The sequence below is a fragment of the Microbacterium sp. Z11_20 genome (genome assembly GCF_057197605.1).
In genome coordinates this window covers 323940-339944 of the sequence record NZ_JBXVOQ010000003.1, presented here as the reverse complement: position 1 = coordinate 339944, position 16005 = coordinate 323940, and the positions used below count along the sequence as shown (strand labels likewise).

The window sequence follows — 16005 nt, the reverse complement described above, 5'->3', positions numbered from 1 at the left end:
CTGCACCGCGCACCGCCGTATCCGCCACGCCTGCCGTATCCGCCACGCCCGCCGTATCCGCCACGCCCGTCGTGTCCGCCACGCCCGCCGGACCCGGACGCCGGCCTGCGTTCAAAACTCAGGAGATCCGCGGCCGAACCACCCCCAACCGGGCTCCGGAGTGCGGAATCTCCTGAGTTTTGAACGGCGTCGGCTCGCAACCCCTCGCCGCCGCGCCCGTCGCACAGCTAACCTCGCGGCATGAGCCCGTCGAAGACGCCCGCGGAAATCCTCGACATCGGCGGGCACGAGGTGCGCGTCACGAGCCCCGACCGGGTGGTCTTCCCCGCACCCGGCATCACGAAGCTCGACATCGTGCGCTACTACGTGGCCGTCGCCGAGGGCGCCCTCCGCGGGGCCGGCGGGCGCCCGATGGTGCTCAAGCGTTTCGTGAAGGGCATCGACCAAGAGGCGTTCTTCCAGAAGCGCGTGCCGGAGAACCACCCCGACTTCATCGACACGGCGACGCTGCACTACGCCCGCGGAACGTCGGCGGAGGAGACGGTGGTGCGGGATGCGGCGGGCCTGGCCTGGATCGCGAACCTCGGATGCCTCGACCTCAACCCGCATCCCGTGCGTGCCGAGGACCTCGATCATCCCGACGAGTTGCGCGTGGACCTGGACCCCATGCCCGGCGTGGACTGGACGCAGATCGTCGACGTCGCCTTCATCGCCCGCGACGTGCTGAGCGACTACGGCCTGGTCGGCTGGCCCAAGACGAGCGGGTCGCGCGGGCTGCATATCCTCGTGCGCATCGCACCCCAGTGCGACTTCACGCAGGTGCGACTGGCTGCCGAGACCCTCGCGCGCGAGGTGGAGAACCGCGCCCCGGGGCTCGCCACCGCGCGGTGGTGGAAGGAGGAGCGGGGCGAGAGTGTCTTCGTCGACTTCAACCAGAACGCCAAGGACCGCACCGTCGCGTCGGCGTACTCGATCCGTCCGCTTCCGGATGCGCGGGTGTCCACCCCGCTCACGTGGGACGAGGTGCGAACACGTCGGCCGGAGGAGTTCACGGTCGCGACGGTGCTCGAGCGCTTCGCCGCCCTCGGCGACCCGCATCGGGGCATCGACGAGGCGGTCGGCTCGCTGGATGGTCTGCTCGAACTGGCGGAGCGGCTCGGACCGGCCGAGAAGCCGCCCCGCGACTCCGACGGCTCGGGCCGGCGCGCATCGACCATGCCGCTCATCGAGATCGCGCGCACGAAGACCAAGCCCGAGGCGCTCGAACTCCTCGACCGGTGGAAGGCGGAGCATCCGGAGGTCTCCGGGATGCTGCATCCGGCCGACGTGCTCGTGGACGGGATGCGCGGGTCGAGCTCGCTGTGGTACCGCGTGCGGGTGAACCTGCAGCACGTTCCCGAGGCCGAGCGACCGGAGCAGGGCGAACTGCTCGCGACGTACGACCCCTGGGCCTAGAGCGCAGCGCCCAGGCGCGACAGCCCGTACTCGAAGGCCGCGTCGATGTCTCCGCCCAGCCGGAAGGCACCCGCCAGTTCCATGGTGAGGAAGCCGGCCACCCAGGCCGTGAGGAGCCGCGCCGCATCCAGGGCGTGCTCGTCTCCCACGGCGGCGCGGGCGACCCGCAGCACCGGTGCGCTCGCCCGGGCGAGGAGCTCGGGGTCGGTCGGTCCGGCGAGCAGGAAGCGGAAGCCCTCGGGCTGATCGTGCGCGAAGGCGCGGTACGCGCGCGCGAGCCCTTCGATGCTGTCGGCGGAGGTCTCCAGGCGCACCTGCAGATCCTCCGCGATGGCGGCACCGACGAGGACGAGGAGCGCCTCGCGGTCGCGGACACGTTTGTACAGCGACGGCGCGCGCACGCCCACGCGTTCGGCGACGGCCTGCATGGTCACGCGAGCGGGGCCCCCCGCCTCGAGCAGGTGGCGGGCCGCCCCGACGATGTCGTCGAGACTCGTGCGTTCCGGTGTCGGCATCGGATCCCCTCATGGCTATTGACATAAGCTATCATAGCTACGTAGCATAGCCATCACTGGTAGACAAGGACACGCATCATGCGACTCGCACCCCATCTCTCCCGCATCGGGAACGACATCGTCGCCGCCCACCTCATCGACACCCCCGAGGGGATCACCGTGATCGACGCGGGCCTCCCCGGCCACTGGCGCGACCTGAAGACCGAGCTCGGCGCGCTCGGACGCTCGCTGGGCGACATCCGCGGCGTCGTGCTGACCCATGGCGACAGTGATCACATCGGTTTCGCCGAGCGTCTGCGCCGGGAGCACGGCGTCCCCGTGTTCGTCCACTCCGCGGACGCGGACCGCGCCCGCGGCGGCGACAAGCCAAAGACGGCGATGGGCGCCATGCGCCTGGGCCCGACGCTCGGGTTCGCCGCCTACACCCTGCGCAAGGGCGGGATGCGGCCGCAGCATCTCACCGAGGTCACCGAGGTCGCCGACGGTGAGGTGCTGGATCTTCCCGGGGCCCCGCGGGTCATCGCGCTGCCCGGGCACTCCCCCGGCAGCATCGCGGTGTACTCCGCGGTGGCCGGAGCCCTCTTCGTGGGAGACGCCCTCACGACGCGCAACGTGCTCACCGGACGTACGGGCCTCCAGCCGGCGCCCTTCACCGACGAGCCCGCGCAGGCCCTCGCCTCGCTCGACCGCCTCGCCGGGCTCGAGGCGTCGTGGGTCGTGCCTGGCCACGGCGCGCCCTACCGCGGATCGCCCGCGGATGCCGCCGCGGCAGTCCGCGCGGCGGCTTCCGTCGCCGGCTGAGTCTCCCGGAACACCCGTGGGGCGGAGCAACGCCTGAGCGAGCCGTAATCAGCCTGAACACTCGCCGTCCCGGTTGCGACGCCCGAATTCGCACGGGCTCTCACCGCTACGGCGTCCGTTCAGACTGATTACGTGCACGGGCCCACCGGGTGCCGGTGCCCGGTCGGACGTAGCGGGAGGGGGCGGCGGGTCAGATCCGCCGGGAGGGCCGGGCGAGCACGTCGCGCACGGCGGCCGACAGCGCCGACATGGCGCGCGCCGGGTCGACCGCCCGGGAGGCGGCAACCGCCTCGGTCGCGAGCCGCTCGCGGAGGGCCGCATCCGACAGCACCTCCGCGAGCGCTGCGACGAGCGCCTCCTCGTCGCCGTCGGGCACGAGGATGCCGCCGCCGGAGGCGAGCAGGTCGCGCGGCCCGTAACGGATGTCGAAGACCACCGCCGGACAGCCGTGCACGAGGGCCTCGCCGAGGGCGAGGCCCTGCCCCTCGAACGCTGAGGTCTGCAGGTACACCGACGCGTCATCCAGCACACGGCCGGGATCATCCGTCGCCCCGCGCAGCACCACGTGCGCCGCGAGGCCACGCTCGTCGATCAGCGCCTGGAGGCGCGACCGCTCCGCCCCCTCGCCGTAGATGTCCAAGCGCGCGGCGGGAACGGCCTCGACCACGCGGGCGAAGGCGCGGATCGCGACGTCGACGCGCTTCCCGGGCGCCAGCCGGCCGAGCATCACCACGCGCCCCGGGTCTCGATCGCCCGGCGGCACCACCGACTCGGCCGCGGCGATGCCGTGCGGCGCCAGGACATGCACGTCGGATGCCCCGAACCGGTCCTGCACGTCGGCGCGCTGCGATGCGGTGGGCCACAGCACGGCATCGAACCGTTCGGCCAGGGTGAACCACCGCGACCACAGCGGGTTCAGCGCGGCATCCGTCTCGTATGGCGGCTCGAGGTGGATCGTATGGATCGCGTGCACGAGCCGGATGTCCGGGTCATCCCACCCGGCCAGGAGCTCGCCGAGCTGACGCGATTCGCACAGGACGACCACGGGCTTGTCCGCTGCGGCGCGGAGCTCCGCCACGACAGCGGCGAGCCACGCGCGGTACAGCGCCCCGAACCCGTCCACGATCCCGGCGACCGACCCGTCGCGTCCGCGGATCACCACGGGCGCCGTGCTGATGTGCCAGTCGGGATCACCGGCGATCACCGGAACGTCGACCGCGGGCCTGCCGAGGGCGTCGTCGATCGTGCGGTAGGCCAGCGCCGGGTCGGGCTCACCCGGGTGCCCGGCTGACCGCAGCCACGCCGCCGCGCCGCCGTGCGGGTCGGCGGCTTCGTCGAAGAGGTTCCGCATGCGGCCGGGATCGGCGACTGCTCCCCGCCGGACGAATTCCTCCCGGTGCGCGGCATGGTCGGCCGGGCTCCCCGGGTCGACGGTGAGGAGGAGCGGCCCCTCCCCGTCCGCCACGCCAGCCTCGGCCATCTGCCGGGCGCGCGCGAGCGCGGCGATCGTGTACCCGCCGTCCAGGTCGGGCACGAGCCTGCTCGACAGCACGAGGTACCACGCGTCCGGGAAGTCGCTCACCCGTCCATCCTCCCCCGGCCCCGCCCCCGCTGCTGCCCTTCGTCGCGCACCTCTGCCCGACGGGCAGGCCACGACGGCCTTCCCCTCCCCACGCGCGGGCGGCATGACCGAGCCGCATCCCGGCACCGCCGAGGACGGAGTGACATCCCCCTCCGGTCAATCGGGGCGCAGGGGTCCCCGCTCTTGACCGGAGGGGGATGTCACGCAGTCCGGGAGCGGCGAGGGGCGCGCAGGGCGCAGCGATGTGCTCCCTCAGGCAATCGGGGTGCAGGGGTCCCCGCTCTTGCCTGAGGGGCACATCGCGGAGCCCGGAGCGAACCGCGGGGCGTCACCGAGCGACGCGGCACCTGGGGCTCACTCCCATTCGATGGTCCCCGGGGGCTTGGACGTGACGTCGAGCACCACCCGGTTCACCTCGCGCACCTCGTTGGTGATGCGGTTCGAGATACGCGAGAGCACGTCGTAGGGCAGGCGGGTCCAGTCCGCGGTCATCGCGTCCTCGCTGGAGACCGGGCGCAGCACGATGGGGTGCCCGTAGGTGCGGCCGTCGCCCTGCACGCCGACCGAGCGGACATCGGCGAGGAGCACGACGGGGCACTGCCAGATCGCCGCGTCCAGGCCTGCCTTGGTCAGCTCGGCGCGGACGATCGCGTCGGCGTCACGCAGAATCTCGAGGCGGTCAGCGGTGACCTCACCGACGATCCGGATGCCGAGGCCGGGGCCCGGAAACGGCTGGCGGCCGACGATCACCTCGGGCAGGCCCAGTTCGCGCCCGATCGCCCGCACCTCGTCCTTGAAGAGGGTGCGCAGCGGCTCGACGAGTTCGAACTGCAGGTCTTCGGGGAGCCCGCCGACGTTGTGGTGGCTCTTGATGTTGGCCGTTCCGCTGCCGCCCCCGGATTCGACGACGTCGGGGTACAGCGTCCCCTGGACGAGGAAGCGGATGGGCTCCCCGTCGGCAGCCGCCTCGGCGACGAGGTCGGCCTCTGCCGCCTCGAAGACACGGATGAACTCGCGCCCGATGATCTTGCGCTTCTGCTCGGGGTCGCTCACTCCGGCCAGGGCGTCGAGGAACTGCTGGCGCGCGTCGACGGTGACCAGGCGCACGCCCGTGGAGGCGACGTAGTCGTTCTCGACCTGCTCCCGCTCGCCCTTGCGGAGGAGCCCATGGTCGACGAATACGCACACGAGCTGGTCGCCGACGGCTTTGTGCACGAGGGCCGCGGCGACGGCGGAATCGACACCGCCCGACAGGCCGCAGATCACGCGGGCATCGCCCACCTGGGCGCGGATCTTCTCCACCTGCTCAGCGATGACGTTGCCGCTGTTCCAGTCGGCGGGAAGACCCGCGGCGCGGTGCAGGAAGTTCTCCAGCACGGCCTGGCCGTGGTCGGTGTGCTTGACCTCGGGGTGCCATTGCACCCCGTACATGCGCCGCGCGTCGTTGCCGAACGCGGCAACCGGCGTCGCGGCGGTGCGGGCGAGCACGTCGAAGCCCTCGGGGGCCCTCGACACCTGGTCGCCGTGGCTCATCCAGACGTTCTGCTCCGGAGGCTGCCCCTCCAGCAGGGTGCCCTCGGTCACGACCGTCGCATCCGTCGCCCCGTATTCACGAAGGCCCGTGTGCGCGACCTCGCCACCGAGCGCCTGAGCCATGACCTGGAAGCCGTAGCAGATGCCCAGGGTGGGGACGCCGAGGTCGAACACGCCCACGTCCACCGAGGGGGCACCCTCCTCGTACACCGATGACGGACCGCCCGAGAGGATGATGCCGACCGGGCTCTTGGCGGCGATCTCCGCCGCGGTGGCGGTGTGCGGAACGATCTCGCTGTACACCCCCGCCTCGCGCACGCGGCGGGCGATCAGCTGCGCGTACTGCGCGCCGAAGTCGACGACGAGGACGGGACGCTGGGATGTCTCGGTCTGTTCGGTCATCGGGTGCCTTTCGGGGCGGATTCCACGGAGGATGCGGGAACGGCGGCGGATGCCACGGCCGCCTCGCGCTCGGCGAGGTAGGTGCGCACCTGCGTGGCGGTGGCCGCTTCGAGGAAGAAGGACAGCAGCGGCACGACGCCACCGAGGGCGAGGAGCACCAGACGCGGCAGCGGCCAGCGCATGAGGCTCCACAGGCGGAAGCACGAGACGAGGTAGACGACGTAGAACCAGCCGTGCGCCACGAGGATGAACAGCGAGATGTTGAAGCCGTCGCCGGCCGAGATCATCTCGCACGAGTTCGTCTGCGGGAGGAACAGCGACCACCATCCGCACCCGGGGCCGGGGATCACCGTGGCGAGCCACAGCGCACCGCCGGACCCCCCGGCGAACAGCTCGAGGTGCAGCGGGGTGTACTTGAGGATCATCTCCGCCAGCAGCAGGAGCAGGCCGATGCCGGTGATGATCGAGCAGATCTGGTAGAACTTCAGCGCTCCACGGATCGCCGGAAAAGTGGCGAGTTTCGGGGCTGCGGGCATGGCTCCATTCTACCCGCGCGGTTCGCCGGCCCCGTCCGCGGCAGCATCCTCGAGATCCTCGAGCTCCTTCTCCCAGGCATCCCGGGAGAGCCGGTACCAGAGGTAGAACGCGAACCCGGCGAACACCGCCCACTCGGCGGCGTAGAACAGGTTCAGCCAGTTCACCGTGGCACCCTCCTCGGGCGCGGGCGAGGAGATCGGGTCGAGGCCCCCCAGCGGCTCCCAGGAGGTCAGGTACGGCCGGTACACATCGAGCCCGTCGATGTCGTGCCAGCGGGAGAGGAGCGCCGGGGGCGACATCCGCGTGATCTCGTACGGGTCCGCACCGGCGGGGGGCAGGGCAGGGCCCTCATCGGAGATGATCCGCCCGGTCACCTCGACGATCTCGCCGGGGTTCTCCGCGGCCGCCGCCGAGAGTGCGGATGCGGCGGCCTCGGCCTCCGCGCGATCGTCGGTCCACCCGACCGCGACGGCCAGGGACGTGGGCTGCGCGGTGTCGGCGAGGCGGAGCTGGCCCGTCACCCAGAACCCCGCGACGCCGTCGTTGTACCGGTCGGCCACGACGAGGAAGTCGCCCGGCACCCAGGTGCCGCGGGTCTCCACGCGCTGACCCACCAGCGGCTCGGGCAGGTATTCGCCGGGTTGGGCGACCTCCGCCAGCGGCCGGATCTCCTCGGTCATCCCCGGCGGGGGCGGGTCGCTGTCGATGGCGCTTCCCAGCTGCCACTGGCCGAGCCACGCGAATACCCCTGCCGCCGCGAGGCACAGCGCCAGCATGGCCAGCCACTGCGGCCGCAGCATCACCTCGCGCAGCGTCGGGGGGAACTCTTCGACAAGCTCAGTGCGACGCTCTTCGACAAGCTCAGTGCGACGCGCTTCGACAGGCTCCGCGACCGGCTGCGGGTCGGCGGGTTCCGATGCGGGGTCGCGGGGCGGGACGTCGGGCATCAGGAGCCGTAGGGCGCGACGACCACCTCGACGCGCTGGAACTCCTTGAGGTCGGAGTACCCCGTGGTGGCCAGAGACTTCCGGAGCGCACCGATGAGATTGGCCGTGCCGTCCGAGACGGGTGCCGGGCCGTAGAGGACCTCCTCGAGCGTGCCCACCTGGGGAACGCGCACGCGACGTCCGCGCGGGAGCTGCGGATGGTGAGCCTCGGGGCCCCAGTGGAACCCGCGGCCGGGGGCATCCGTCGCCCGCGCCAGGGCCACACCGAGCATGACGGCATCCGCGCCCATCGCGAGCGCCTTGACGATGTCACCCGACGTGCCCACGCCGCCGTCGGCGATCACGTGGACGTAGCGGCCGCCCGATTCGTCGAGGTAGTCGCGGCGGGCGCCGGCGACATCGGCCACGGCTGTAGCCATCGGCGCGTGGATGCCGAGCGTCGCACGCGTCGTGGATGCTGCTCCCCCGCCGAATCCGACGAGCACGCCCGCCGCTCCCGTGCGCATGAGGTGCAGGGCGGCGGTGTACGAGCCGGCGCCACCCACGATGACGGGCACGTCGAGGTCGTAGATGAACTTCTTGAGGTTCAGCGGCGCGCTGACGCTGGACACGTGCTCGGCCGAGACGGTCGTTCCACGGATGACGAACAGGTCGACGCCCGCAGCGACCACGGTCTCGTAGAGCTCCTGCGTGCGCTGGGGCGTCAGTGCCCCGGCGACGGTCACGCCAGCCGCGCGGATCTCCGCGAGGCGGTCGCGGACGAGCTCGGGCTTGATCGGCTCCGAGTACAGCTCCTGCATCCGCCGCGTGGCATCCGCGTCCTCGAGGCCGGCGATCTCGTCGAGCAGCGGCTCCGGGTCGTCGTATCTGGTCCACAGACCTTCGAGGTCGAGGACGCCGAGTCCCCCGAGCTGGCCGAGCATGATGGCCGTGCGCGGGCTCACGACCGAGTCCATCGGGGCGCCCAGGACCGGGATCGCGAACGGGAACGCGTCGATGGTCCACCCCGTCGAGACGTCCTCGGGGTTGCGGGTGCGCCGGGACGGAACGACGGCGATGTCGTCGAAGGTATAGGCGCGGCGTGCGCGCTTCGCGCGGCCGAGGTCGATCTCCATGGTCACCCCTCCAGCCTACTCGCGGGTTCCGGCGGCTCCGGCGGCGAAGGAGCGCTATCGGGGAGCAGCGTCATCCCTCCCCCAAACGCCGTCGACTCGCCAGCAAACGTCGCAATCCCCGCAGAAATCGGACGCTTTGTGGCGAGTCGACCGCTTACCTCTTGTAGTTGGGCGCCTCGACGACGATCTGCACGTCGTGCGGGTGCGACTCCTTCAGTCCGGCGGAGGTGATCCGCACGAATTTGCCCTTGGCCTTGAGCTCGTCGATCGTGCGGGCGCCGACGTAGAACATCGACTGCCGGAGTCCGCCGACGAGCTGGTACGCCACCGCCGAGAGCGGACCGCGGTACGCGACCTGCCCCTCGATCCCCTCGGGGATGAGCTTGTCGTCGTTGGGGACGTCGGACTGGAAGTAGCGGTCCTTGGAGTAGGACGTCTTCTTGCCGCGCGTCTGCAGGGCACCGAGGGATCCCATCCCGCGGTACTGCTTGAACTGCTTGCCGCCCTGGAACACGATCTCGCCCGGAGACTCGTCCGTGCCGGCCAGGAGCGACCCCAGCATGACCGTGTCGGCCCCGGCCACGAGCGCCTTGGCGATGTCGCCGGAGTACTGCAGGCCCCCGTCGGCGATGACCGGGATGCCGGCCTCCCGAGCCGCCTGGTAGGCCTCCCAGATCGCGGTCACCTGCGGCACACCCACGCCCGCGACGATGCGCGTGGTGCAGATCGAGCCCGGCCCGACGCCGACCTTGACCGCGTCCGCCCCGGCGTCGATGAGCGCCTGCGCGCCCTCCCGGGTGGCGACATTGCCGCCGATGACGTCGATGTGCGCAAAGGTCGGATCGGCCTTCAGCCGGCGGACCATGTCGATGACGCCCGCGGACTGGCCGTTCGCCGTGTCGACGACGAGCACGTCCGCGCCCGCATCGCGGAGGGCCTCGGCCCGCTCCCACGCGTCGCCGAAGAACCCGATGGCCGCGCCCACGCGCAGCCGGCCGTGCTCGTCCTTCGTGGCGAGCGGGTACTTCTCGCTCTTGTCGAAGTCCTTGATGGTGATGAGTCCGGCGAGCTTGCCGTCGTCGTCCAGAAGCGGCAGCTTCTCCACGCGGTGCTGCGCGAACAGCGCGATGACCTCGTTCGCGCCGATGCCGACGCGGCCCGTGATGAGGCCCTCGGTGGTCATGACGTCGCGCACCTTGGTGGACTGGCGCTCGAAGCTCGAGACGAACCGCATGTCGCGGTTGGTGATGATGCCGACGAGGCGCCCGTCGTCGTCGATGACCGGCAGACCCGAGATGCGGTACTTCGCGCACAGCCCGTCGACCTCTTCGATGGATGCGTCGGGAGTCGTCGTGATCGGATCGGTGATCATGCCCGACTCGCTGCGCTTCACGCGGTCGACCATCGCGGCCTGCTCCTGGATGGAGGCGTTGCGGTGCAGGATGCCCAGGCCCCCCTCGCGGGCGATCGCGATCGCCAGACGCGCCTCGGTGACGGTGTCCATGGCCGCCGACAGCAGGGGCGTCGCCACGGTGATCCGCCGCGTCACGCGCGAGGACGTATCGGCCTCGCTCGGGATGACGTCCGTGTGGCCCGGAAGGAGGAGGACATCGTCGTACGTAAGGCCGACGAAGCCGAAGGGGTCGTGGTTCTCCATGGTTCTCCTGCGCGCACCGCGCGTTGCTCGAGGGACGACGACGGCCGGGGCGCGACACTCACGCCGTACTCAATTCTAAGTCGCCGGGAGCACGGGTTGTTCCCGCGATGCTTGCAATCGGGCCCGGTGTGCGTAGTATTCCGATCCGGTCACACGCGCTTGCCGTTCGGTAGGTGAAACACGACCGACACATTACGCTCGTAGCGTCGTTGATCGCCGCCGATGCGACCGATCTCGGCGGCTGCCGCCGACTGGAGGATTTGTGAGTCCCACGAGCACTGCGGCGCGTCGAACCCGCGCGAGAACCCTGCCCGCCCTGTTCGCGCTCCTTCTGACGCTGATGGGCGTATTCGCCGGAGCCGCTCCCGCCGTCGCGGCCGCCGAAGAGGAGTTCCCGTTCGGCATCGGCGGCAACGTCCGCACCGGCGGCGAGCCCGTCGAGGGCGCCACCATCACCGTGACCGGTCAGGACTTCGAGGCCGAGACGGAAACCGCCGAGAACGGCGGCTGGCGTGTGGGTGTCCCTACGAAGGACGACACCTACACCGTCGAACTCGACGCCGACAGCCTTCCCTCCGGCGTCGACGTGCCCGAAGGGTTCGAGACCACGGTCGAGGTGACGTTCGGCGCATCCAATACGATCACGCGCAACTTCACCCTCGAAGCGGCCGAGCGGGTGACGGTGGGCTTCTGGGACCAGCTGCTGTCGCGGTCGGTCAACGGCCTGAACTTCGGCCTCATGCTCGCGCTGGCGGCGATCGGCGTCTCGCTGGTGTTCGGAACGACCGGCCTGTCCAACTTCGCCCACGGCGAGTTGGTGACCTTTGGCGCGCTGGCCGCCCTGTTGTTCTCCGCCGGGTTCTCGATGCCGATCTGGCTCGCCATCCCGCTCGCCGTCGTCGTCTCCGCCGGTTTCGGGCTGGGGATGGATGCGGGGCTGTGGCGGCCCCTCCGACGCAAGGGGCTCGGCACCGTCCAGTTGATGATCGTCTCGATCGGTCTCTCGCTGGCGCTGCGCTACGTCTACCAGATGTTCGTCGGCGGAGGCACGGTGCAGCTTCCCGGTCGCGTCACCTCATCGATCGCGGGGCTCGGGCCGGTGCGCCTCTCGATCACCGACGTTGTCAGCATGGCGGTGTCGGTCGTGGTCATCGCCGCCTTCGCGTGGTGGCTCATGCGCACGCGCATCGGTCGCGCCACCCGGGCCGTGTCCGACAACCCCTCCCTCGCCGCGGCCAGCGGAATCGACGTCGACGGCGTCGTCCGGATCGTCTGGGTCATCGCCGCAGCGCTGGCCGGCCTCTCCGGCGTGCTGTGGGCCTACTTCCGTCCGGGCATCCGGTGGGACATGGGTACCAGCATCCTGCTGCTGATCTTCGCCGCGGTGACACTCGGAGGACTCGGCACCGCCCTCGGGGCACTCGTCGGATCGCTCATCGTCGGCATGCTCGTCGAGGTCTCGACCCTGTGGATCCCGTCGGATCTCAAGTACGTGGGCGCCTTGGTCGTCCTGATCGTCATCCTCCTGTTCCGTCCCCAGGGCATCCTCGGGCGACGCGAGCGAATCGGATAGGTGGGCACCGTGAACTTCCTTCAGATCCTGTCGAACACCGCGGCGCAGATCCTCGCGCCCGCCACGCTCGGCTACGTCCTCGCCGCCATCGGGCTCTCCGTGCACTTCGGCTTCGCCGGACTGCTCAACTTCGGCGTCGCGGGGTTCATGGCGATCGGCGCGTACGGCTTCGCGATCTCGATCCTCAGCTTCGGCCTGCCCTGGCCGGTGGCCGCGCTCATCGGCCTCCTCGCCGCGGTGGTGTTCGCTCTCATCCTCGGCATCCCGACCCTGCGACTGCGCGGCGACTACCTCGCGATCGTCACCATCGCGGCCGCCGAGGTGCTGCGCCTGCTGTTCCTCACCTCGACCTGGCGCGCCTACACCGGGTCGGCCGACGGGCTGTCGGGCTTCCAGGCGGGCTTCCGCGCGAGCAACCCGCTCCCTCCTGGCCGATGGGGCATCGGTCCCTGGACGTACCAGTCCGACCAGTGGTGGGTCATCCTCGTCGGGACGATCACGACCGCGGTCGTCGTGCTGTTCGTCTGGCTGCTGATGCGGAGCCCCTGGGGGCGCGTCATCCGCGGCATCCGCGAGGACGAGGACGCCGTGCGCGCGCTGGGTAAGAACGTCTTCGCGTTCAAGATGCAGGCGCTCATCGTCGGCGGCGTGATCATCGCCGCGGGCGGCATCGTCACGGCGATGGGAACGAACGTCAACCCGAACGTCTACGTGACGTCGCAGAGCTTCTTCGTGTGGACGGCGTTGCTTCTGGGCGGCGCGGCCACGATCTTCGGCCCGGTGCTCGGCGCAGTGCTGTTCTGGGTGGTGCGCGCCTTCCTGTCCAACCTCCTGCCCGCTCTCGTGAACATCGGGTGGCTGCCGTTCCTGACGACGGAGCAGAGCCAGATGCTGGTCTTCGTCCTCGTCGGCGTCGCGCTCATGCTGATCGTCATCTTCCGCCCGCAGGGCATCCTCGGAAGCAAGAAGGAGCTGACCTTTGTCCGCTGACGTCGTACCCCCGACCCCGCGCCCGAAGAGCACCGGCCTGCATAAGGGCGAGATCCGCCCGGGCGTGGAGAAGGTCGACCCGATCATCGTCATCGACGGCGTCACGCGCGTCTTCGGCGGCCTCACCGCCGTGGATGTCGGGCACCTGGAGATCCCCCGCGGAGCCATCACCGCGCTCATCGGGCCCAACGGTGCCGGCAAGACCACGCTGTTCAACCTCCTCACCGGATTCGACAAGCCCAACGCGGGCAACTGGTCGTTCGACGGCAAGAACCTCGCGGGCATTCCCGCCTTCAAGACCGCGCGCATGGGTCAGGTGCGCACGTTCCAGCTGACGAAGTCGCTCGGACTGCTCACCGTGCTGGAGAACATGAAGCTCGGCGCGCCCAAGCAGTCCGGCGAGCGGATCTTCACCGGCATCCTGCCGTTCCTGTGGCGCAAGCAGGAGACGGAGATCGAAGAGAAGGCCCGCGGGCTCCTGCAGCGCTTCAAGCTCGACGCCAAGGAGAAGGATTACGCGGCGAGCCTGTCGGGCGGGCAGCGCAAGCTCCTCGAGATGGCCCGCGCCCTCATGAGCGACCCGGTACTGGTGATGCTCGACGAGCCGATGGCGGGTGTGAATCCCGCGCTGACGCAGTCGCTGCTGGACCACATCCTCGACCTCAAGGACCTCGGGATGACGGTGGTCTTCGTCGAGCACGACATGCACATGGTGCGTCACATCGCCGACTGGGTGGTCGTGATGGCGGAGGGCAAGGTGGTCGCCGAGGGTCCGCCGGACGCCGTCATGAACAACCCGGCGGTGATCGACGCCTATCTCGGCGCGCATCAGGACGTCGACCTCGGTGTCGTCACGGGCCGCCACGCCGGAACGCTCAGCGCCGAGGCCGCCGAACTGCTCGAGACCAAGCAGGAGCTCGACCAGGCCATCGAGGCGGAGGCGCACGGCCACTCGCAGCGCGCCGCGGGCACGGAGGACAGCAAGTGAGCGACAACGTCATCGAGGTCACGTCCGTCGTGGCGGGCTACATCCCGGGGGTCAACATCCTCAACGGGGCCAGCCTCACCGCCGCGAAGGGCGAGCTGATCGGCATCATCGGCCCCAACGGCGCCGGCAAGTCCACGATGCTCAAGGCCATCTTCGGCCAGGTGAAGGTGCGCGAGGGCACGGTGACCCTCAACGGAGACGACATCACGGGGCTCCGGGCCAACAAGCTCGTCGCCAAGGGCGTGGGGTTCGTACCGCAGTCCAACAACGTCTTCCCGAGCCTGACGATCGCCGAGAACCTCCAGATGGGCGCCTACCAGAGCCCGAAGTCGGTGGCCGAGCGCACGGACTTCGTGACCTCGATCTTCCCCGACCTCGGCAAGCGCCTGCAGCAGCGCGCCGGCTCCCTCTCCGGCGGCGAGCGTCAGATGGTCGCGATGGGCCGCGCGCTCATGATGGACCCGCACGTGCTGCTGCTCGACGAGCCGTCGGCCGGGCTGTCGCCCTCGCGCCAGGATGAGGCCTTCCTGCGCGTCTCGGAGATCAACAAGGCCGGCGTGACGACCATCATGGTCGAGCAGAACGCGCGCCGCTGCCTGCAGATCTGCGACCGCGGCTACGTCCTGGACCAGGGGCGCGACGCCTACACCGGCACGGGGCGCGAGCTGCTCAACGACCCCAAGGTCATCGGGCTCTACCTCGGAACCCTCGGCGCCTGAGCTTCGCGCGCCTCGCGCGCCTCGCCGCCGTTCAGGGGACGGGATCGGCCGCCTCGCGCCCCGGGGAGGCGGCGAAAGTCGTCCCCTCGAGGACTCGGCGGACGGTCAGCAGCGCCACCCGCGGCGGCGGAGCGCTCCCCGCAGCAGACCGGGTGCGACCGGGTCGGGGCCGTGGATGTGGGCGCGAGTGATCCGCACCACCTCGAAGCCGGCGGCGACATAGTCGGAGTGCTTGCGGATGTCGCGGCTCCACTGTGCGGCATCGGTACGGTGGTGATCGCCCTCGACCTCGACGAGGACCCGCCACGCCCGATACGCGGCGTCGGCGATGCCGAGGAGCCGGCCGTCGGGATCTCGGATCTCGGCGTCGAGCTCAGGCTCCGGGAGGCCCGCATCCTCCGCCTGGATGCGCCAGTCGGTCTCCAGCAGCGACATGCTGCCGACCCGGATGCTCGCGAGGGCTGACCGCAGCCTGCCGGCACCCGGGCGCCGACCGGCCGAGGTCACGGCGTGCAGTTCCGCCGGCGTCGCAACCTGAAGGTGCGGGCACGGGCGGCCGTAGCGGTCGCGGGGGATGCGGACGAGCTCGTCGCCGAGCCGGACGAGCTCGTGCATCGTCAGCTCGGCGCCCAGCATGGCCCACGTCGCTGCCGGACTCGCCACCGGCATCCCATCGAGCATCCTGACGCTCGCGAAGGCCGGCGCAACCGTGCGTCCGCGGATGCCGCGGCGGCGGGGCGTCCGTTCAGGCGCGACCACGGCGACTTCGAGCTCCGCGTGCGCGACCGTGCCGCCGTGGAGGACCGCGGCGGTGCGACCGGCGAAGAACGCCCCGGGGGTCAGGAGGGGCGCGAACGTGACGGCATCCCGGATGACACGCGCTCGGGTGGCGCGGGCGCGCGCCAGCGGAGTGTCGTCCGGCTGCGCGGGGTCGGCGACGCGACGACGCACACCCCAGAACGGCGCCTCGAGGTCGCTCGCACGCAGCCGCTTCGCTGTCGCGCCGGCGCGCTGCGCCTCGGCGACGCCGAAGCTCTCCCCCAGCACTCCGGGCAGCGGTCGCGGCGGCACGGGCATGGACCCCAGCATCCCGGGCGCGCCGGCGGGCGATCGCCCAGGCAGGGCCCCCGGTGCGAAATCTCCCGCTGCCCCCGCCTGTGCAGGAGATGTCGCTCACCCCGGGGGACAGCA

14 protein-coding genes are annotated in these 16005 nt (G+C 70.7%); 6 read left to right on the top strand and 8 right to left on the bottom strand.

The genetic code is table 11. The features are described 5' to 3' along the window. Positions 1–240 precede the first annotated feature (240 nt). A complete protein-coding gene (gene ligD / locus AC2DFQ_RS09625) occupies positions 241–1455 on the top strand; it encodes a non-homologous end-joining DNA ligase (protein ID WP_484533730.1) in 1215 nt (404 codons plus the stop codon). Here the strand turns inward: ligD and AC2DFQ_RS09620 are convergent. Further along, the gene (locus AC2DFQ_RS09620; RefSeq protein ID WP_484510513.1) at positions 1452–1970 is read right to left on the bottom strand and encodes a TetR/AcrR family transcriptional regulator; all 519 of its coding nucleotides are present in this window, start codon (positions 1968–1970) and stop codon (positions 1452–1454) included. The genes ligD and AC2DFQ_RS09620 overlap by 4 nt on opposite strands. Before the next feature lie 78 nt (positions 1971–2048). Here AC2DFQ_RS09620 and AC2DFQ_RS09615 point away from each other — a divergent pair, with 78 nt between their 5' ends. Beyond that, a complete protein-coding gene (locus AC2DFQ_RS09615) occupies positions 2049–2771 on the top strand; it encodes an MBL fold metallo-hydrolase (RefSeq protein WP_484533729.1) in 723 nt (240 codons plus the stop codon). A gap of 190 nt (positions 2772–2961) precedes the next feature. Here AC2DFQ_RS09615 and AC2DFQ_RS09610 read toward each other — a convergent pair whose 3' ends face one another. From AC2DFQ_RS09610 to guaB, 6 genes are all read right to left on the bottom strand, one after another. After that, a complete protein-coding gene (locus tag AC2DFQ_RS09610; RefSeq protein WP_484533728.1) occupies positions 2962–4353 on the bottom strand; it encodes a glycosyltransferase in 1392 nt (463 codons plus the stop codon). Positions 4354–4707: 354 nt separating this feature from the next. Then, on the bottom strand, positions 4708–6288 hold the full coding sequence (gene guaA / locus AC2DFQ_RS09605; protein WP_484533727.1) for a glutamine-hydrolyzing GMP synthase: 1581 nt from the start codon (positions 6286–6288) through the stop codon (positions 4708–4710). Next, entirely contained in the window at positions 6285–6824 is a 540-nt protein-coding gene (locus AC2DFQ_RS09600) for a DUF3817 domain-containing protein (RefSeq protein WP_484533726.1), read from the bottom strand. The genes guaA and AC2DFQ_RS09600 overlap by 4 nt, the downstream gene beginning before the upstream one ends. 9 nt (positions 6825–6833) lie before the next feature. After that, positions 6834–7625 (bottom strand): SURF1 family cytochrome oxidase biogenesis protein, encoded by a 792-nt coding sequence (locus AC2DFQ_RS09595; protein ID WP_484533844.1) that lies wholly within the window; start codon positions 7623–7625, stop codon positions 6834–6836. A gap of 146 nt (positions 7626–7771) precedes the next feature. Further along, positions 7772–8887, bottom strand: a complete 1116-nt coding sequence (locus AC2DFQ_RS09590; protein ID WP_484510621.1) for a GuaB3 family IMP dehydrogenase-related protein — start codon at positions 8885–8887, stop codon at positions 7772–7774. Between the two features lie 154 nt (positions 8888–9041). Further along, a complete protein-coding gene (gene guaB, locus AC2DFQ_RS09585) occupies positions 9042–10544 on the bottom strand; it encodes an IMP dehydrogenase (RefSeq protein ID WP_484510508.1) in 1503 nt (500 codons plus the stop codon). A 340-nt stretch (positions 10545–10884) separates the two neighbouring features. On the opposite strand from guaB, the gene AC2DFQ_RS09580 reads away from it, so the two are divergent. Genes AC2DFQ_RS09580 through AC2DFQ_RS09565 form a run of 4 tightly spaced genes read left to right on the top strand, consistent with a single transcriptional unit; the run spans position 10885 to position 14814 of the window. Beyond that, the gene (locus tag AC2DFQ_RS09580) at positions 10885–12117 is read left to right on the top strand and encodes a branched-chain amino acid ABC transporter permease (protein WP_484533843.1); all 1233 of its coding nucleotides are present in this window, start codon (positions 10885–10887) and stop codon (positions 12115–12117) included. Positions 12118–12126: 9 nt separating this feature from the next. Beyond that, positions 12127–13107 (top strand): branched-chain amino acid ABC transporter permease, encoded by a 981-nt coding sequence (locus AC2DFQ_RS09575; protein WP_484533725.1) that lies wholly within the window; start codon positions 12127–12129, stop codon positions 13105–13107. Then, positions 13097–14095, top strand: coding sequence for an ABC transporter ATP-binding protein (locus AC2DFQ_RS09570; RefSeq protein ID WP_484533724.1), 999 nt, complete (start codon positions 13097–13099; stop codon positions 14093–14095). The genes AC2DFQ_RS09575 and AC2DFQ_RS09570 overlap by 11 nt, the downstream gene beginning before the upstream one ends. Then, the gene (locus AC2DFQ_RS09565) at positions 14092–14814 is read left to right on the top strand and encodes an ABC transporter ATP-binding protein (RefSeq protein WP_484510505.1); all 723 of its coding nucleotides are present in this window, start codon (positions 14092–14094) and stop codon (positions 14812–14814) included. Before AC2DFQ_RS09570 ends, AC2DFQ_RS09565 begins: the two co-directional genes overlap by 4 nt. Positions 14815–14919: 105 nt before the next feature. Here the strand turns inward: AC2DFQ_RS09565 and AC2DFQ_RS09560 are convergent, their stop codons facing one another. Continuing rightward, positions 14920–15891 (bottom strand): hypothetical protein, encoded by a 972-nt coding sequence (locus AC2DFQ_RS09560; RefSeq protein WP_484533723.1) that lies wholly within the window; start codon positions 15889–15891, stop codon positions 14920–14922. Positions 15892–16005: the final 114 nt, after the last annotated feature.

Bases quoted from the DNA above. Each gene is read 5' to 3' on its own strand.
- ligD (WP_484533730.1), top strand. From the start codon at position 241: ATGAGCCCGTCGAAGACGCCCGCGGAAATCCTCGACATCGGCGGGCAC.
- AC2DFQ_RS09620 (WP_484510513.1), bottom strand. From the start codon at position 1,970: ATGCCGACACCGGAACGCACGAGTCTCGACGACATCGTCGGGGCGGCC.
- AC2DFQ_RS09615 (WP_484533729.1), top strand. From the start codon at position 2,049: ATGCGACTCGCACCCCATCTCTCCCGCATCGGGAACGACATCGTCGCC.
- guaA (WP_484533727.1), bottom strand. From the start codon at position 6,288: ATGACCGAACAGACCGAGACATCCCAGCGTCCCGTCCTCGTCGTCGAC.
- AC2DFQ_RS09600 (WP_484533726.1), bottom strand. From the start codon at position 6,824: ATGCCCGCAGCCCCGAAACTCGCCACTTTTCCGGCGATCCGTGGAGCG.
- AC2DFQ_RS09595 (WP_484533844.1), bottom strand. From the start codon at position 7,625: ATGCTGCGGCCGCAGTGGCTGGCCATGCTGGCGCTGTGCCTCGCGGCG.
- AC2DFQ_RS09590 (WP_484510621.1), bottom strand. From the start codon at position 8,887: ATGGAGATCGACCTCGGCCGCGCGAAGCGCGCACGCCGCGCCTATACC.
- guaB (WP_484510508.1), bottom strand. From the start codon at position 10,544: ATGGAGAACCACGACCCCTTCGGCTTCGTCGGCCTTACGTACGACGAT.
- AC2DFQ_RS09580 (WP_484533843.1), top strand. From the start codon at position 10,885: ATGGGCGTATTCGCCGGAGCCGCTCCCGCCGTCGCGGCCGCCGAAGAG.
- AC2DFQ_RS09560 (WP_484533723.1), bottom strand. From the start codon at position 15,891: ATGCCCGTGCCGCCGCGACCGCTGCCCGGAGTGCTGGGGGAGAGCTTC.